The organism is Peribacillus sp. Hz7, from assembly GCF_042136355.1.
GTDB classification, from domain to species: domain Bacteria; phylum Bacillota; class Bacilli; order Bacillales; family DSM-1321; genus Peribacillus; species Peribacillus asahii_A.
Window position 1 is genome coordinate 159541 of sequence record NZ_JBHHJV010000003.1, and the last position, 16151, is coordinate 175691.

Annotated in this window: 15 protein-coding genes; 6 read left to right on the forward strand and 9 right to left on the reverse strand. The window is 38.7% G+C overall.

Annotation, left to right across the window (positions count from 1 at the left end):
• Nucleotides 1-87 precede the first annotated feature (87 nt).
• Nucleotides 88-3447: a DNA polymerase III subunit alpha gene (gene dnaE, locus ACE199_RS06740; RefSeq protein WP_375349095.1), complete on the reverse strand. Its 3360-nt coding sequence runs from the start codon at nucleotides 3445-3447 to the stop codon at nucleotides 88-90.
• A 155-nt stretch (nucleotides 3448-3602) separates the two neighbouring features.
• Between dnaE and ytrH the strand changes: the two genes are divergently transcribed.
• Entirely contained in the window at nucleotides 3603-3935 is a 333-nt protein-coding gene (gene ytrH, locus ACE199_RS06745; protein ID WP_127761631.1) for a sporulation membrane protein YtrH, read from the forward strand.
• Nucleotides 3932-4432, forward strand: a complete 501-nt coding sequence (ytrI, locus tag ACE199_RS06750) for a sporulation membrane protein YtrI (RefSeq protein WP_375349096.1) — start codon at nucleotides 3932-3934, stop codon at nucleotides 4430-4432. The genes ytrH and ytrI overlap by 4 nt, the downstream gene beginning before the upstream one ends.
• Before the next feature lie 99 nt (nucleotides 4433-4531).
• Here the strand turns inward: ytrI and ACE199_RS06755 are convergent, their stop codons facing one another.
• On the reverse strand, nucleotides 4532-5473 hold the full coding sequence (locus ACE199_RS06755; protein ID WP_252291180.1) for a DHH family phosphoesterase: 942 nt from the start codon (nucleotides 5471-5473) through the stop codon (nucleotides 4532-4534).
• A 177-nt stretch (nucleotides 5474-5650) separates the two neighbouring features.
• Here ACE199_RS06755 and ACE199_RS06760 point away from each other — a divergent pair, with 177 nt between their 5' ends.
• The gene (locus ACE199_RS06760) at nucleotides 5651-5962 is read left to right on the forward strand and encodes a YtpI family protein (RefSeq protein ID WP_375349098.1); all 312 of its coding nucleotides are present in this window, start codon (nucleotides 5651-5653) and stop codon (nucleotides 5960-5962) included.
• Between the two features lie 93 nt (nucleotides 5963-6055).
• Here ACE199_RS06760 and ACE199_RS06765 read toward each other — a convergent pair whose 3' ends face one another.
• From ACE199_RS06765 to ACE199_RS06775, 3 genes are all read right to left on the reverse strand, one after another.
• Nucleotides 6056-7375 (reverse strand): DRTGG domain-containing protein, encoded by a 1320-nt coding sequence (locus ACE199_RS06765; protein WP_375349099.1) that lies wholly within the window; start codon nucleotides 7373-7375, stop codon nucleotides 6056-6058.
• Between the two features lie 67 nt (nucleotides 7376-7442).
• On the reverse strand, nucleotides 7443-7673 hold the full coding sequence (locus ACE199_RS06770) for a hypothetical protein (RefSeq protein WP_127761636.1): 231 nt from the start codon (nucleotides 7671-7673) through the stop codon (nucleotides 7443-7445).
• A gap of 86 nt (nucleotides 7674-7759) precedes the next feature.
• Nucleotides 7760-8440: a metal-dependent hydrolase gene (locus ACE199_RS06775; protein WP_252286993.1), complete on the reverse strand. Its 681-nt coding sequence runs from the start codon at nucleotides 8438-8440 to the stop codon at nucleotides 7760-7762.
• A gap of 124 nt (nucleotides 8441-8564) precedes the next feature.
• On the opposite strand from ACE199_RS06775, the gene ACE199_RS06780 reads away from it, so the two are divergent.
• Nucleotides 8565-9662, forward strand: coding sequence for a M24 family metallopeptidase (locus tag ACE199_RS06780; RefSeq protein ID WP_375349100.1), 1098 nt, complete (start codon nucleotides 8565-8567; stop codon nucleotides 9660-9662).
• A 98-nt stretch (nucleotides 9663-9760) separates the two neighbouring features.
• Complete coding sequence (locus ACE199_RS06785) at nucleotides 9761-10204, forward strand: universal stress protein (RefSeq protein ID WP_127761639.1); 444 nt, start codon at nucleotides 9761-9763, stop codon at nucleotides 10202-10204.
• Nucleotides 10205-10325: 121 nt separating this feature from the next.
• On the opposite strand, the gene argH is transcribed toward ACE199_RS06785, so the two are convergent.
• Nucleotides 10326-11705, reverse strand: a complete 1380-nt coding sequence (gene argH / locus ACE199_RS06790; protein ID WP_127761640.1) for an argininosuccinate lyase — start codon at nucleotides 11703-11705, stop codon at nucleotides 10326-10328.
• The gene (locus tag ACE199_RS06795; protein WP_375349101.1) at nucleotides 11702-12907 is read right to left on the reverse strand and encodes an argininosuccinate synthase; all 1206 of its coding nucleotides are present in this window, start codon (nucleotides 12905-12907) and stop codon (nucleotides 11702-11704) included. Before ACE199_RS06795 ends, argH begins: the two co-directional genes overlap by 4 nt.
• Nucleotides 12908-13125: 218 nt before the next feature.
• Between ACE199_RS06795 and ACE199_RS06800 the strand changes: the two genes are divergently transcribed.
• Nucleotides 13126-13440 (forward strand): hypothetical protein, encoded by a 315-nt coding sequence (locus ACE199_RS06800; protein ID WP_375349103.1) that lies wholly within the window; start codon nucleotides 13126-13128, stop codon nucleotides 13438-13440.
• 341 nt (nucleotides 13441-13781) lie between these two features.
• Here the strand turns inward: ACE199_RS06800 and ACE199_RS06805 are convergent, their stop codons facing one another.
• Both ACE199_RS06805 and ACE199_RS06810 read right to left on the reverse strand, forming a co-directional pair.
• Nucleotides 13782-14621 carry an EcsC family protein gene (locus ACE199_RS06805; RefSeq protein WP_375349104.1) on the reverse strand — a complete coding sequence of 280 codons (840 nt, stop codon included), beginning with the start codon at nucleotides 14619-14621 and terminating at the stop codon, nucleotides 13782-13784.
• A 255-nt stretch (nucleotides 14622-14876) separates the two neighbouring features.
• Nucleotides 14877-16082: an acetate kinase gene (locus ACE199_RS06810; protein ID WP_375349105.1), complete on the reverse strand. Its 1206-nt coding sequence runs from the start codon at nucleotides 16080-16082 to the stop codon at nucleotides 14877-14879.
• Nucleotides 16083-16151: the final 69 nt, after the last annotated feature.

Sequence of the window (16151 nt, forward strand, 5' to 3'; positions counted from 1 at the left end):
GGCAATAATCAAAAAGTACGAACTTAAGTGGTCAGACCACACTGGTCTACTTAATCATTCTAACATAACTATGACCATTGTAAACAGTCAGTCTCTCTTCAGGATAACATTGCCATTTCCAACAATGTTAATTAACCGATTATGTAGACGGTCATTAGGCTGAACCCAATCCCATAGAGATAGCTGTACATAACGATTTTCCCGTTCGTAGTAAAGCATTACTTTTGTTTTGCCATTATGTTGTAATAAAATTTTTTTAATTTGTAATAAGATATCTTTCGTTTGCTTATCGCTTTCTATTTTTATAAAAAGGGTTCCTGTTTCTTCGCTTGCCAGTTGCTTAGCTTCATCGATTGAATAGATTTGTTGGACATTTAGTTGAAGCTTTCCATCTCGTTCTTCCAATGTACCTTGTAACATGACTATTGCATTTGTTTGAATTGTTTCAGCAAAATGTCGATAGCTATTCGGAAAAACAACGGCCTCTAAATCGCCTTCTTCGTCGCTAATAGTCAGAAAGGCCATCATCTCTCCTTTTTTCGTTCGAATAGTCTTCACTGCCGAAATATAGACACCAAGCAATGCCTTTGCTTCTTTCTTTCTTGTCGCTTCTTCAATCGATACACAGCCAAAATGCTTAAATAGCTCTTGATAACTGCTCACTGGATGATTAGATAAATAGAGACCTAGTACGTTTTTTTCAAACTGCAGCTTGTCCTCTAAACGAATTGGCTCTACTTCAACATACTTAGGCTTTAGTGAAAATTCTCCATCTACCAATAAATCCAACAAATCTTCATCTGGCTTTACTAACTCCGCATGATGAAGAGCGACATCAAGGCTAGCTAAAAGCGTTGCTCGGTCACGACCAAACTCATCAAAGGCACCTGAATGGATGAGCGCCTCCAACACTTTACGAGTGACAATTTTTCCGGAAACACGTAAGCAGAAGTCAAACAAATCACTGAATCTCCCATTGCGACGTGCCGAGAAAATCTCACGTAAAACGGTTCTTCCTATTCCTTTAATAGCTCCAAGACTATATTGAATGCCATCTTGTCGGGCTATAAACGGATAAGTACTACGATTAATAGAAGGCGATTGAATCAGCATCCCTTTTTTCTTAGCCTCGCGAACATATTGAGCAATTTTATCCTCATTTCCGATGGCGGAAGTCATTAACGCTGCCATGAAATGAGCCGGATAATGCGCTTTTAAATAGGCTAATTGATAAGCAATGACACTATAAGCAACCGCATGACTTCGATTAAAACCATAGTTTGCAAAGCGAACAATTAAATTATATATGCTCGAAGCGATTTTGTCAGAATAATCTTTATTTTTCGCACCGATAACAAAATGATTTCGCTCTTTATCTAAAATTTCCTTCTTTTTTTTTGAAACTGCTCGACGTAATAAGTCGGCCTCTCCCAGTGAAAATCCTGCAAGTTTAGAAGCAATTTGTATAATTTGCTCTTGATACACGATAACACCATACGTTGACTCAAGAATTTCCTGTAAATCTGGATGATGGTAATCAATTGGAGCTAATCCATGTTTTCTCTCAATAAATTGAGGGATATTCTCCATCGGTCCCGGCCGGTACAAGGCATTGACTGCGACAATATCTTCAAAGTGCGTTGGTTTTAACTTAACAAGCACTTTGCGAATCCCCTCCGATTCAAACTGAAACACACCTGTCGTTTCACCTTTACTAAACAACGTAAAGGTGTCCTGATCATCCATCGGGATTTTCGCTAAATCAATTTTCTCACCTGTGCCTTTTTCAATACTGGTTAAAATCTGTTCCATGAGCGTTAAGTTCCGTAAACCGAGGAAATCCATTTTTAAGAGGCCTATTTCCTCAAGAAGATCCATCGGAAATTGTGTTAAATAGATACCGGCATGTCCCGTTTGAATAGGGATAATGTCCGTAAGCGGTATATCGCTAATAATGACACCCGCTGCATGGGTAGACGTGTGCCTTGGCAATCCTTCCAGCTTCATTGCAATTGAGAAAAGCATTTGATAACGCTCGTTTTCTTGAACAAATGCTTGAAGGCGCTTAGATTCTTGATAAGCTTCCTTTAATGTGATGCCCAATCGATTGGGCATCATTTTCGATAATGTTTCCTGCTCTTTTGGATCTAAGCCGAAAACTCGGCCTGTATCGCGCAATGCTGCTTTGGCTGCCATCGTTCCAAACGTAATAATTTGCGCTACATGAAGTTCACCATATTTTTGGACAACATATTCAATAACTTCTTCACGGCGATGATCTGGAAAATCAATATCAATATCCGGCATCGTCACTCGCTCTGGATTTAAAAACCGCTCAAAAAGAAGAGAGTGCTCAAGCGGGTCGACATTGGTGATTTGCAATACATACGCCACCATAGATCCCGCTGCTGACCCCCGCCCCGGTCCCGTTAAAATTTGTTTTTCTCTTGCGAACTTCATAAAGTCCCATACAATCAAGAAGTAATCACTGAATTTCATTCGTTTAATCACATCTAATTCATAGCGCAGCCGCTCTTCATACTGTGGAAATGGTTGAGATTTTCTCTTTTTCAACCCTTCAAAACAAATAGCTTCTAACATCTCATCACTAGAAACACCCTGATTAGTTGGATATTTCGGCAAAAGTGCACGCTGAAATGAGAGATTGACCTGACATTGTGCCGCAATATATTGCGTATTTTGTAACTCCTCTCCTTTATCCGCAAAAAGCTCTAGCATCTCTTCCATGCTTTTTAAATAAAATTGCCGGGAAGGTAATACTTGTCGCTCTTCATCATCCATCTTATGCCCAGTGCCAACAGCTAGCAGCACTTCTTGAGCCAGTGCATCATCCTTCTCTAAATAATAAACTGGATTCGTTACAACCACTTTTATACCCATTTCTCGAGCTAACTGCTCCACCGCTGTGTTCCGTTGGTCCTCCCCCTGTATTTGAAGGCGTTGAATAGAAACATAAAATTGCTGAGGCCCAAACAGGTCGAGAAACTGTTTTGCTTCCTCTTTCGCTTCCTCAGTCTTTCCTTCTTCAAGCAAGCTTTCTATTTTCCCATCTGCTCCCGGCGATATCGCAATTAACCCTTTCGCATAAGCCTTTAACCAGTTTCTCGGCAGTCCTTGCGATGATTTCGTTTGAATAGCACTGCTAATCTTCAATAAATGATGATAGCCTTCTTCGTTTATCGCTAATAAAAGAAGCGGATATGCCTTTTCTTCCTGATCAAGAACATCCGCTAATAAGCCGATAATTGGTTTTATACCGTACTTTTTACATGCTTTATAAAAATAAAGCGAGCCATACATTACATTTCGATCACATAACGCCAGGCTTTCCATGCCATCTGCTTTCGCCTTAGCGACGAGCTCATCAATTTTCACTGTTGAATTTAATAAACTATACCCGCTCTGAATATGGAGATGAGTAAACAAACCTTTCTCCCTCCTTTTTAAAGCTTATTTTCCCTTATTATAGAGGTAATTGTTAGAAAAGAAAATATGTTCTCCTTATCGAACTTGTATCATACTAACGGCAACAATCCCATATAAATAGAGTAAACCACATTATAGACAAAGGATGAGGAAAAATGAATGAAGCTTTCGTTCCGGCCTTTATTAATAGCTATTTTATTTCACTCGGGGTGTTATTAGGGGGGGCCCTCATCGGTGGACTTTCTGCTTTTTTTACGGGACAAGCTCCAATGACCACCGTATTCCGCTTATCTGATAATTTACGTATTTGGGCGATTGTAGCAGCTATCGGTGGAACCTTCGATATGATGTACAGTTTTGAGCGCGGTATCTTCAACGGGGAAACGAAAGACATTATCAAACAAGTACTGTTAATTCTATCTGCATTAGGTGGTGCCCAAACTGGCGCACTCATCATCAACTGGTTCACCCAGGAGCATCTTTTATGAGAATTCCTCCTTATCACCGCAATCCAACTTGGCAACGATTCCTTGCTGGAGTAGCACTTGGCTCACTTATAAGCTGGGTGCTATTCTTTTATTTATTCGGTATTCAGCAAGAAAGACAAATTGTCAAAATTCAAGAACAGGAGGAAACGATTTTAAATTTAAATCAAAAAATCTCCATTTGGGAAGAAGAATATCACAAACTAAATGAACAAACGGAGAAAGGATTAACAATTCAAGACGTACAAGTGAAGATTATCAACGGGAACTACTATAAATTAGATTCATTAAGCATCGCTGAGACTGAAGAGGCTATTCGTGATGACCTTGCTTCGCTCATTGCGAAAGACGTCAAAACAATCTACAACGGAAGAATACTGTTAAAAAAATCAATTGAGAATAAGCTAATCGACATTAATAAAAAAAAATATCGCTTAGAAGTGACAGAACTCATCTTTTATACAGATATGTATATTGAGGTAAAGCTAGAGCGATTATAGAAGTACAAGCGCTGAAGCTGAATATGGAAACACTTAGCGCCCCTCTAAAAATCGCATAACTCCCTAAACAATAAAAAAGAAGCCGAAAAGGCTTCTTTTTTATTGCGCCTGTTGATTTAATTCTTCTAAATCAGCAAGTATACGGTCTACTTCATCCCAAGAATAGATTGAGGCCCCTGATGCTAGCGGGTGTCCACCGCCATTATACTTTCTAGCAATCGTGTTAATAACTGGGCCTTTTGAGCGGAAACGAACGCGGATTTCATTATCCTCTTCAATGAAGAATACCCACGTTTTTACCCCTTTGATTGAACCAAGTGTTCCGACTAACTGTGAGGCTTCTGATGCGGTTGCTCCGAATTTCTTCATAGCCTCTTTCGTAATAATCATTTTACCCGTTCCATGTGGAAGCACCTCGAAATGTTGCAACACATATCCGTTCAAACGAACGATATTTTCACTTACATCATACATCTCTTGGAACAACTGAGGACGGGAAAAGTTATAATGAATCAGCTCACTTGCGTAAGCAAATGTTTTTTCCGTTGTGCTTTGAAACAGAAAACGACCAGTATCCCCAACGATACCAGCAAATAACAGCCTTGCTGCCTCATCGCTTAACTTCAATCCTTGTTCTTTACCTGCTAAATAAAATTCATAAATCATTTCCGAACAAGAGCTTGCGCTTGTATCTACCCATAGCAGGTCACCATATGGATCCGCATTCGGATGATGATCAATTTTAATCAACTTCGCTCCTTTTAGATAACGTGAATCACAAATTCGCGCTGTATTAGCTGTATCACATACAATAACAAGTGCTCCTTCGTACATATCATCCGAAATCACATCTAATCTTCGTAAATAGTTTAGCGATGGCTCTTCTTTACCTACTGTATAGATTTGTTTTGTCGGAAAAGATGCTTTCAAAATTTCTGCCAGTCCCCCTTGTGATCCATACGCATCAGGATCTGGACGAACATGACGATGAATAATGATTTTCTCATACTGTTTAATTTCCTCTAAAATAGTCGCTTTCATGATACTCCCCTTTTCATTCTATCTATGTCTATTTAAACAAAAACAGGAAAGAATAAAAAGCTTTAATTGCTTTTCAGTGGAATTCTTTCTATGATTGACGGTACAATATAAAAAAAGGATATTATTAACAATAAGCCGCACCAGCATTATTTCTCTCGCATTGGAGGTTGCTCATTCATGCCTATTTTCGTTGTATTCATTATTGTTTCATTAGCCCTCTACGTATTTTTTAAAGTGAAATCATTGCGAACTCGTTTACCAATGGAGAAAAAATGGATTTCTAGTAAATCTTCAATGGCATTAGGCTCTTTTGTAACTTTCTTCGGAATCAATCAACTTTTTTTATTTCAATCTATGGTCACATACATCGTAGCAGGTATATTCATTGTAATTGGTAGTATAAACCTAATTGACGGGTACAAAATGTACAAATTTTACCTCCCCTATGCCATAGACGAAGCAGAAGCGATTGTACAACAAAAAGGATAATCTAAATGGATTATCCTTTTTGTTGTGTTATATGACTTTGTTCACTATTAGGTTCGAACAGTATTACTAATAAACGAGTACCTTACGCTTTTCCTATGATCGATCAAGCAATTGACAAGTTAACATCGCTTTGCCGACCAATTTCCCTTGATTAAATACTTCGACATCGACTTTCCCAAACTTCCGCCCAACATCTAGCACACGCGGCTGAACATCTAATGTGCTATCAATTTGAACTGGTTTGATGAAGTAGATTGTCATATTTTCAACAACTAGATCTCCGCGCTTATAGTTTTTTAATATACGGTTCGCAGAGTCTGTAACTATTGTCGTAAATACCCCAGTCGAAATCGTTCCTAAATAGTTCGTCATTTGGGGTGTAACACCGTAGCTATAGACCTCTTCACCTTTCCCTCGACTTTCGGACATCACAAGCTGCCCTGTAATCGTATCATCAATCGTCTCTCCAACTTGAGGCTGTCGATGACTCATCTGCAACGCTTTCAAAACATCTTGACGACTAACAATCCCTTGTAACACAAGATTATCATTCACAACAGGAAGTAATTCAATCCCTTCCCATACCATCATATGCGCAGAAGAAGCAACGCTCATTTTATCTCCTACTGTCATCGGGTTTTTCGTCATAACTTTTTCAATCAACGTATCTTCTTCTTGTCCCATAATATCTTTCGATGTCACAATACCTTGCACTTTCATATTCTCATCGACAACTGGGAATCGACCATGACCTGTTTCCTGATTTAATTCATGCCATTTTTTCACGCAATCGTTCGAGGCTAAGAAGGAAGTCTCGTTAACTGGGGTTAAAATATCTTCCACCAACAAAATTTCCTTTTTAATTAGTTGATCGTAAATCGCGCGGTTAATCATCGTCGCGACTGTAAATGTATCATACGTACTCGAAATGACAGGCATTTCTAATTCATCAGCCAGCTTTTTTACATGCTCTTCTGTATCAAAGCCACCTGTAATTAACACAGCCGCCCCAGCTTTTAATGCGTGCTCATGAGCTTGTGTTCGATTTCCGACGATTAACAAGTTTCCTGCTTCCGTATACCTCATCATCGCATCAAGCTTCATCGCCCCGATGACAAACTTATTTAATGTTTTATGAAGACCTGATTTTCCACCAAGCACTTGTCCGTCTACAATATTTACAACCTCTGCAAAGGTTAGCTTCTCAATATTTTCTTTTTTCTTTCTCTCAATTCGAATCGTGCCTACACGCTCAATCGAGCTTACATAGCCTTGGTTCTCAGCTTCCTTAATAGCACGGTAAGCTGTACCTTCACTAACCTGCAATGCTTTAGCAATCTGTCGAACAGAAATTTTCTCTCCAACCGGCAGCTCATCAATATATTTTAAAATTTGTTCATGCTTAGTAGCCAAGCTCTTCACCCTTTTCACGGTATTCCTATTTTTTTATTATAAGGCGAAGTAGCGAATTTCACAAATCCTAGGAATAATGATGCATTTTTTTGTATTCCTTTTTCTTTATTGGCTTACGCTTTCCTTTCGGTGAATATAATAAAGCCGTTAAGTTTCCAGCAATCGTACATAAAGCAAATAGGAGCCAGCTTGCCGCAAATAAACTCTCCGCTCCCCCTGCTTGTAACGACAAACGCGGCACCGCATAATACAGCATCACACCACATAGCAACAAACATAATAATAATCGCTGTTTCATCCTACTCCCCCTTTTTTTACATAAATATGCTTGTTTTATAAAAAAAGAAGCAGTCACATTCATTTAGAACGTGACTGCTTTCTGAATTATAGCTCGATGACATCTCCAACTTCCATAATCCTACCGTTTCCTGCTTCCAACAATTCAAGAAAGCGATTCGGATCTTGTTTAATCGGTGGAAATGTATTGTAGTGAATAGGAACAACTGTTTTAGCTTGCAATAGTTTAGCTGCTGCGGCTGCATCTTCCGGCCCCATTGTAAAATTATCCCCAATCGGAATAAAGGCTAAATCGATAGCATGTTTATCGCCTATTAACTTCATATCAGAGTACAATGCCGTATCCCCAACATGGTAGATTGTTTTTCCTTCTGCTGAGAAAACCACTCCCGCAGGCATGCCTAAGTAAATAATTTGCTCATCTACTGTCATATAGCCTGTACTATGAAAAGCTGGAGTTAATGTCACTTTGCCAAAATCAAATTCATAGCTCCCGCCAATATTCATACCGTGAGTACGTACCCCTTGCCAGCCTAGATAAGTCGCAAGTTCAGCAATTCCCACTACAAGTGCATCATGCTTTTTTGCAAGCTCAAGCGTATCACCAACATGATCGCTATGACCATGTGTCAAAATAATAACATCTGGCTTTACATCCTCAACACGTAAATCAGTTAATGAATTCCCCGTAATAAATGGATCAAATAAAATAGTTTTCCCATTTGTTTCAACTTGCACAACGGCATGTCCATGAAAAGATACTTTCATTCTTCCACACTCCTTATCTTTTTGTCCCTCTTACATATTCTTTTTTTATCTTACAAATCCTCTAACATTTACATTCATTTTATCTCTTGATAAGGTAAATCTATACTTTTTTGGAGGGATTTCTATGAATGATAGAATAACCGAATTACAAAACTGGTTGCAAGTAAATAACCTAGACGCAGCTTTTCTAACAGCACCTGATACGATTTTTTATTGCAGTGGATTTCAAAGCGACCCACACGAAAGATTGCTAGCCCTCGTTATTTTTCAAAATCATGAGCCTTTCCTTGTGTGTCCGCAAATGGAGGTCGCAGAGGCGAAACGTGCCGGTTGGACCGCTGAAATCATTGGCTATAATGATATTGAAAACCCTTGGGAAAAAATGTACGAATCTGTGCGCAAAAGAAAACTAACACTTTCATACTTAGCCATTCAAAAAGAGCATCTGAACGTCGAAAGATCGGAACATCTCACACACTATTTCGCAGCCCCTGCTCTCGTTTCTGTCGAGGAAAAATTACGTCAAATGCGCATGATTAAAACAGAAAGTGAACTCAACAACTTACGCGAAGCCTGTCGTCTGGCCGACATGGCGGTGGACATTGGTGTTAATGAAATAAAAGAAGGAAAAACAGAAATAGAAATCGTTGCGGCCATCGAGTATGAAATGAAAAAACGCGGCGTTCGTGATTTTTCTTTTTCCACTATGGTTCTCACAGGTACAAATACCGCTTCCCCGCATGGAACACCAGGAATGACAAAAGTAAGGCGGGGTGACCTTGTCCTATTCGATTTAGGCATTGTGTATGAGGGATATTGCTCAGATATTACTCGAACAGTTGCCTATGGCGATATAAGCGACAAACAAGCGGATATATATGAAACAGTCCGAAGAGCTCAAGAAGCCGCTATTAGTGCAAGTAAACCAGGAGTAACATGCAAAGACATCGACATCACGGCACGAACAATCATCCGCGACAAAGGATATGGTACATACTTCCCGCACCGCCTCGGTCATGGCCTTGGCCTCAGCGTTCATGAATACCCATCCTTAACCGAAACAAATGAACTTATTTTACAACAAGGAATGGTGTATACGATTGAACCCGGCATCTATGTACCAAACATAGCAGGAGTTCGTATCGAAGATGATATTTATATCACCGACAAAGGCTGTGAAATATTAACAAAGTATCCGAAAGCGCTACAAATCATTCAATAATTGAATAATAAGGCGCTTTCAAAATTCACTAATTTGTTACAAATCATCCATAATTTCTATTGTATAATAAGGGTATAAAAAAGGAGGAGATTATTACTATGAGTACTTATAAAAACATTTTAGTAGCTGTTGACGGCTCACAAGAAGCAGAATGGGCACTACAAAAAGCATTTACGATTGCCAAAAATGACAATGCTACACTCGTTTTAGCTCACGTAATTGATACAAGAAATTACCCAACAATCGAAGCATATGACACAACGATTCGCGACCGTTCTGAAACATTCGCTAATGATTTAATTAAAAAATATAAAGAGCAAGCGGAAGCAGCTGGCGTAACGAATGTCGTTGGTGATATTGTCCTCGGTTCTCCTAAGGGACAAATCTCAAAAGACCTGCCGAAGAAACATAACATTGATTTAATTGTCTGTGGTGCAACAGGACTAAACGTTGTAGAACGGTTCCTAATTGGCAGTGTATCTGAAAGCGTTGTTCGCCACGCACGTTGTGACGTTATGATTGTCCGTACTGAAGAAGCATAAGCCAAATAAATAATCCTTAAATAAAAAATAAGCCTCTAGAACCCTTTTGGTAGTTAGAGGCTTGTTTTTATACCATTAAATAAAAAAATCTCGTCCACCAAAAAGGCAGCGAGATTTTTTATTATGCTTGTAAAAGCTTTTCGCCTTTTTCAATTGCAAGTTTTACTTGAGCAAAGCCCGTTCCACCCGCACTGTTACGGCGTTTAACTGCTTCATATGGGTTAAGAGCGACATAAATATCTTCTTCAAATAGTTGTGACGCTTCTTTAAACTGTTCTAATGAAAGATCTGCTAAATAGCAGCCTTGTTGTACACAGAACAAGACAAGCTTCCCAACTACTTCATGTGCTTCTCTAAATGGCATCCCTTTTGAAGCTAAGTAGTCCGCTAGTTCTGTTGCATTGGAAAAGTCATTTTTCGTTGCTTTTTCCATAACATCCGTTCTGACTTTCATCGTAGAAATCATGCCAGCGAAGATTTTCAATGAACCAACAACGGTTTTAACTGTATCAAAAACGCCTTCTTTATCCTCTTGCATATCTTTATTATACGCAAGTGGCAGACCTTTTAACACCGTTAATAACCCCGTTAAGTTCCCGTATACGCGACCTGTTTTACCGCGAATCAATTCGGCCATATCAGGATTTTTCTTCTGCGGCATAATGCTGCTTCCTGTAGAGAAAGCATCATCTAATTCGATGAATTGGAACTCTTGGCTAGACCATAGAATAATCTCTTCACTAAAGCGTGATAGATGCATCATCATCGTTGCACTGTTACTTAAAAATTCCAGCGCAAAATCACGATCACTAACGGCATCTAAACTGTTTTCATAGATACCGTCGAACCCTAACAATTCCGCACTTAAATGACGGTCGATTGGGAAAGTTGTCCCAGCGAGTGCACCTGCACCAAGCGGTGAAATATTAATTCGTTTTAAACTTTCTGTAAAGCGTTGTTTATCGCGCTCTAACATCCAGAAATAAGCCATTAAATGATGGGCAAACGAAATCGGCTGTGCACGTTGTAAATGTGTATAGCCAGGAATCAGTGTTTCTACATTCACTTTCGCCTGTTCCAAAATCGCTTCTTGTAAGCCTTTAATTAACTTTACAACATCGTTCGTTTGATTGCGTAAATACAAATGAAGATCCGTTGCAACTTGGTCATTACGGCTGCGACCTGTATGAAGCTTTCCACCAACTGGACCAATTTCGTTAATTAGCATACTTTCAAGATTAAGATGGATATCTTCCATCTCAACCTTAAAAGTTAATTCACCGTTCTCCGCTTTCGCTTGTAAACCTTTTAGACCGGCAATAATTTTGTTTACATCTTCTTCTGGTAAGATTCCAGTCTGCTTGAGCATCGTAACGTGAGCCAGGCTGCCTTGAATATCTTCAAGAACAAGTTCCTGGTCAAATGAAATGGAAGCTCCAAACTCGTCTACCCATTCTTCAGCAGACTTTGTAAATCTTCCTCCCCAAAGTTTGCTGCTCACACTGTCACCTTCTTGTTGTTCACCATGCTGTTTACTGCTGTTGGAAGACCAAAGATTTTAATGAAACCAACCGCTGCATCGTGATCAAACTCATCTTCTTTTGTATAAGTTGCTAATTTCTCATCATATAGAGAGTACTCTGATTTTCTTCCTTCTACAATTGCATGGCCTTTGAAGAATTTCACACGTACTGTACCTGTTACAGTTTTTTGTGTTTCTGCTAAGAACGCAATTAATGCATCACGAAGTGGGGAGAACCAAAGACCATCATAAATCAATTCAGAAAGTTTCTTTTCAATAACTGGTTTAAAATGAGCTACATCTTTAACAAGTGTAATATCTTCTAACTCTTTGTGCGCTTTAATTAATGTCATAGCAGCAGGAGCTTCGTATACTTCACGTGACTTAATTCCAACTAAACGGTTTTCTACGTGATCAATACGTCCAACACCGTGTTTACCAGCAATTGCATTTAACTCAAGAATTAGTTCAGCTAGTTTATAAGATTTTCCGTCTAGTGTAACTGGAACACCTTGTTCAAAGCCAATTTCAACAACATCTGGAGTGTCAGGAGTATTTTCTAAAGCAGTTGTTAATTCATATGCATCTTCAGGTGGTGCTGCCCATGGATCTTCAAGAATTCCACATTCATTTGCTCTTCCCCATAGGTTTTGGTCAATTGAATATGGACTTGCTAAGCCGATTGGAACAGGAATACCATTCTCTTGTGCATATTCAATTTCTTCTTCACGAGACCATTTCCACTCACGAACTGGTGCAAGAACTTCTAAATTTGGATTTAACGCTTTAATAGAAACTTCGAAACGCACTTGGTCATTACCTTTTCCCGTACACCCATGTGCTACTGCAACTGCATTTTCAGCTTCTGCAACTTCCACCAATTTTTTTGCAATAAGTGGACGAGAAAGAGCTGATACTAGTGGATATTTTTGTTCATATAAAGTGTGTGCTTGAAGAGAAATTAATGCATATTCTTCTGCAAATTCATCTTTCGCATCAATTACATATGAACTAACTGCACCAACTGTAATCGCTTTTTCTTTAATAAAGTCAAGATCTTTCCCTTCCCCAACATCTAAACAACAAGCTACTACATCGTACCCTTGATTTTGTAACCATTTAATTGCAACGGAAGTATCAAGACCTCCGGAATATGCTAAAACAATCTTTGGATTTGCCATTTTTTCATCGTCCCTTTCGTTGTGAATAAAAATTCATATGTTGTTATTTTTATTCAATCTCTGATTAAAACTATACTAGCTTTATAAAAGGAATGCAAGGTCTTTTTTTGGAATTTAAATAATAATTTATTAACAATTTTAAACACTTGAATCCATAGTCGTGCAGCCCAAAATATTGTACACTAATACTATAAAAATTCAAGATAGGAGCAGCCACAATGAGTGAACTATTTATCTTTGATGAACGTCTCGGGATCGCTCTCCCCTCTCTTAACCAAGACTGGGATGAATATGAACATGATGTACAACAACAAATTCTTCTGCAATGGGAAAACATTCGCGGCAGCATTCCAGATCGAATACGTGATTTAGAATCCATTATTAATCAAAAACAAGATGCACTTTCGAATGAAAATAACTTTTCCCGTTCCTGTGAACTTAATACAGAAATCGCTGAAATGGCTTCCATCATTAACGACCTCTGGCTTTGGTATCGTACTAATCAACATATAAGCAGTAAAAGACATACTTAAGAAGGCTACCTAAAGAAATTTAGGTAGCCTCTTTATATATAGTATGAAAAAAGTATATCTAATGGAACTGAAGGAACAAACAGATCTTCGCCGGCTCTGGTACATGTCAAACTAAACATCGCCATCTACTAAAGGAATCCTGCATAAATATCAAGGCAACTTAATTAAAATACTTCGCTAAAATATCACCGAGTATATTAATCCCTAAAACAAATGCTCCAACAACTACAGTTAAAACGAGGAAATCGAAAATATCGAATTCAAGCAAGATGCCACCTCATAACATTGTATTTTCCCATTCTTAGATCATACATCAAATCGCTAACGGCTCTCTTTCCAAGTCACTCTTGAAGGTGTTTTTCATACAAATAGCGATATTGATAAAACTTTTGGGCAAATTCACTAACATTACGGGTCACCTGATAATTCATACCAGCTCCGATTGCCATACTAATGAGCGGGATACCTTGAAACTGCTTTTTGCGAAACATCGAAATCGCTACTGCTTTCAACAACTGTTTTAATGGTTGCTCCATCCAACTTGTATTCGTTAACTCTTCATCCCCGACATAAAAATAATCATCTTCCTTAAGCTTCATTTCCTCAATTAATTCTTCCCAAGCCGCTCCTTGAAGTCGCTTCGGCATCATCCCTGCATGAAACACTTTAAGGGCAAGCATCATCTCTACCGGTGTATTCACCTCATATCCATAGGTCATCGCAATCAACTGAACAATGCGAACATTAATAACCGTCATCGCCGGAATATCCCCGCCAAGCAGAAGCAGTCCCCCCGAACCACTCGCTCCGCCTTGAGTAAAAGAATAAAGTCGATGCTTCGCAATTTGTTGATCGGCTATGTAATTTAACTGATCAATTGTTAACTGATTCAAATCTGTAATGGTTGTAATCTGTTCATCAAATACACGGGCAGAAGCTAAAATTCTTTCTCTTGCATCGAGCTGAATTTGTGAGCTTTGTACAATGGCATGCAAATGAAATAACCAATTATCTAGCTTGGTGAAAAACTGTTCTTTTGTTTTTTCGGGAAGAAGTGAAAACGTCAGCTCTAACCATTTATCATATAACACCGCTAAATCTGTTGACTCATACTGTGAAAGTTTCTTTTCCCAAACGCTAAGTTCATTCCAAATTGCCTCTTCACGAACGGTCAATCCCATCGTTGGAACCTCCTTTTAAACCGAATCCCTTCTGCTTCAGCCTTATATCCTTCAACAAAATCACCATCTTTTAACTATTCAGCAAATGATTGGACTTTTTTGTAGTATACCATAGTAAAGTTACTAATTTAAAAAATTGTCTATGTTGCAGAATACTTTTAGGAGGTTCTTCATTATTATTTAACAGTTCTAAAACATGAAACGGAATAAATTCATACAAAAAGCCTCCTTTCCCGAAGAAAAGAAGGCTAAGATTTAAACATTAACTTTTTGTTGAGAAGCAATCGCAGCTGCATCGCGTGCAATCATTACTTCTTCGTTTGTTGGAATAATCATAATTTTCACTGGAGAGAAAGATGAATTAATAAATGCTTCTTCACCATGAATCAAATTTAATTCCTCATCCCAGTATACACCCATAAATTCAAGTCCTTCTAGAATTCTAGCACGAATCGTATGGCTATTTTCACCAATTCCTGCTGTGAAGATAATCCCATCGACCCCGCCCATTCTAGCAGCATATGAACCTATATATTTATGAATACGATCTGCAAACACCTCAAGTGCTAGTTCAGCCCGTTCGTCTCCTTCATTAGCTGCATCTTGAATGTCACGTAAATCACTCGAAAAACCAGATAAAGCAAGAACTCCACTTTGCTTATTTAATACATCTAGTACCTCATCCGCTGTTTTCCCGGATTTCTCCATTATATACGGAATAAGAGCTGGATCAATATCACCTGAACGTGTTCCCATTGTTACACCTGCAAGCGGGGTAAAGCCCATAGAAGTATCAATTGACTTCCCACCCTTAATCGCCGTAATACTTGCACCATTTCCAAGATGACATGAAATTAAGCGTAATTCCTCAATAGGTCGTCCCATCATCTCAGCAGCCCGCTGTGATACATATTTATGGGATGTGCCATGGAACCCGTATTTTCTAATTCCATAATTTTCGTAATATTCATACGGCAAACTGTACATATAGGCGCTGCTTGGCATTGTTTGATGGAATGCTGTATCAAACACGGCTACCGCTGGAGTATCTCCTAGAATACGTTGGAACGCTATAATACCAGTGATATTAGCAGGGTTATGAAGAGGAGCTAACTCTGAAAGTCTCTCTAACTCTTCAATTACTTCTTCTGTAATTAACACGGAATCACTAAATACTTCACCACCATGAACTACTCGATGACCAACTCCATTAATCTCCTCAAATGAGCTGATTACTTGATGTTGAATTAATTTCTCTAGTAATAATTCTACCGCGACCTCATGGTTGGGGATATGTAACGTTTCCATTACTTTTTGTCCTCGAACTGTCAAATTAAACACAGAATCTTTCAGACCAATCCTCTCAACATGTCCCTTTGTAATTACAGTTTCACTCGGCATCTCAAAAAGCTGAAACTTTAAAGAAGAGCTGCCCGCATTAATCGCCATTATTTTAGACATCCAATTCACTCCTTTACTATAATAGCTTGCCTACTGTTACAGTATGTCGTCTCTATTTGTGTAGTATTA

Bases quoted from the DNA above. Each gene is read 5' to 3' on its own strand.
- ytrH (WP_127761631.1), top strand. From the start codon at position 3,603: ATGAATGAAGCTTTCGTTCCGGCCTTTATTAATAGCTATTTTATTTCA.
- ytrI (WP_375349096.1), top strand. From the start codon at position 3,932: ATGAGAATTCCTCCTTATCACCGCAATCCAACTTGGCAACGATTCCTT.
- ACE199_RS06755 (WP_252291180.1), bottom strand. From the start codon at position 5,473: ATGAAAGCGACTATTTTAGAGGAAATTAAACAGTATGAGAAAATCATT.
- ACE199_RS06760 (WP_375349098.1), top strand. From the start codon at position 5,651: ATGCCTATTTTCGTTGTATTCATTATTGTTTCATTAGCCCTCTACGTA.
- ACE199_RS06770 (WP_127761636.1), bottom strand. From the start codon at position 7,673: ATGAAACAGCGATTATTATTATGTTTGTTGCTATGTGGTGTGATGCTG.
- ACE199_RS06775 (WP_252286993.1), bottom strand. From the start codon at position 8,440: ATGAAAGTATCTTTTCATGGACATGCCGTTGTGCAAGTTGAAACAAAT.
- ACE199_RS06780 (WP_375349100.1), top strand. From the start codon at position 8,565: ATGAATGATAGAATAACCGAATTACAAAACTGGTTGCAAGTAAATAAC.
- ACE199_RS06785 (WP_127761639.1), top strand. From the start codon at position 9,761: ATGAGTACTTATAAAAACATTTTAGTAGCTGTTGACGGCTCACAAGAA.
- ACE199_RS06795 (WP_375349101.1), bottom strand. From the start codon at position 12,907: ATGGCAAATCCAAAGATTGTTTTAGCATATTCCGGAGGTCTTGATACT.
- ACE199_RS06800 (WP_375349103.1), top strand. From the start codon at position 13,126: ATGAGTGAACTATTTATCTTTGATGAACGTCTCGGGATCGCTCTCCCC.
- ACE199_RS06805 (WP_375349104.1), bottom strand. From the start codon at position 14,621: ATGGGATTGACCGTTCGTGAAGAGGCAATTTGGAATGAACTTAGCGTT.
- ACE199_RS06810 (WP_375349105.1), bottom strand. From the start codon at position 16,082: ATGTCTAAAATAATGGCGATTAATGCGGGCAGCTCTTCTTTAAAGTTT.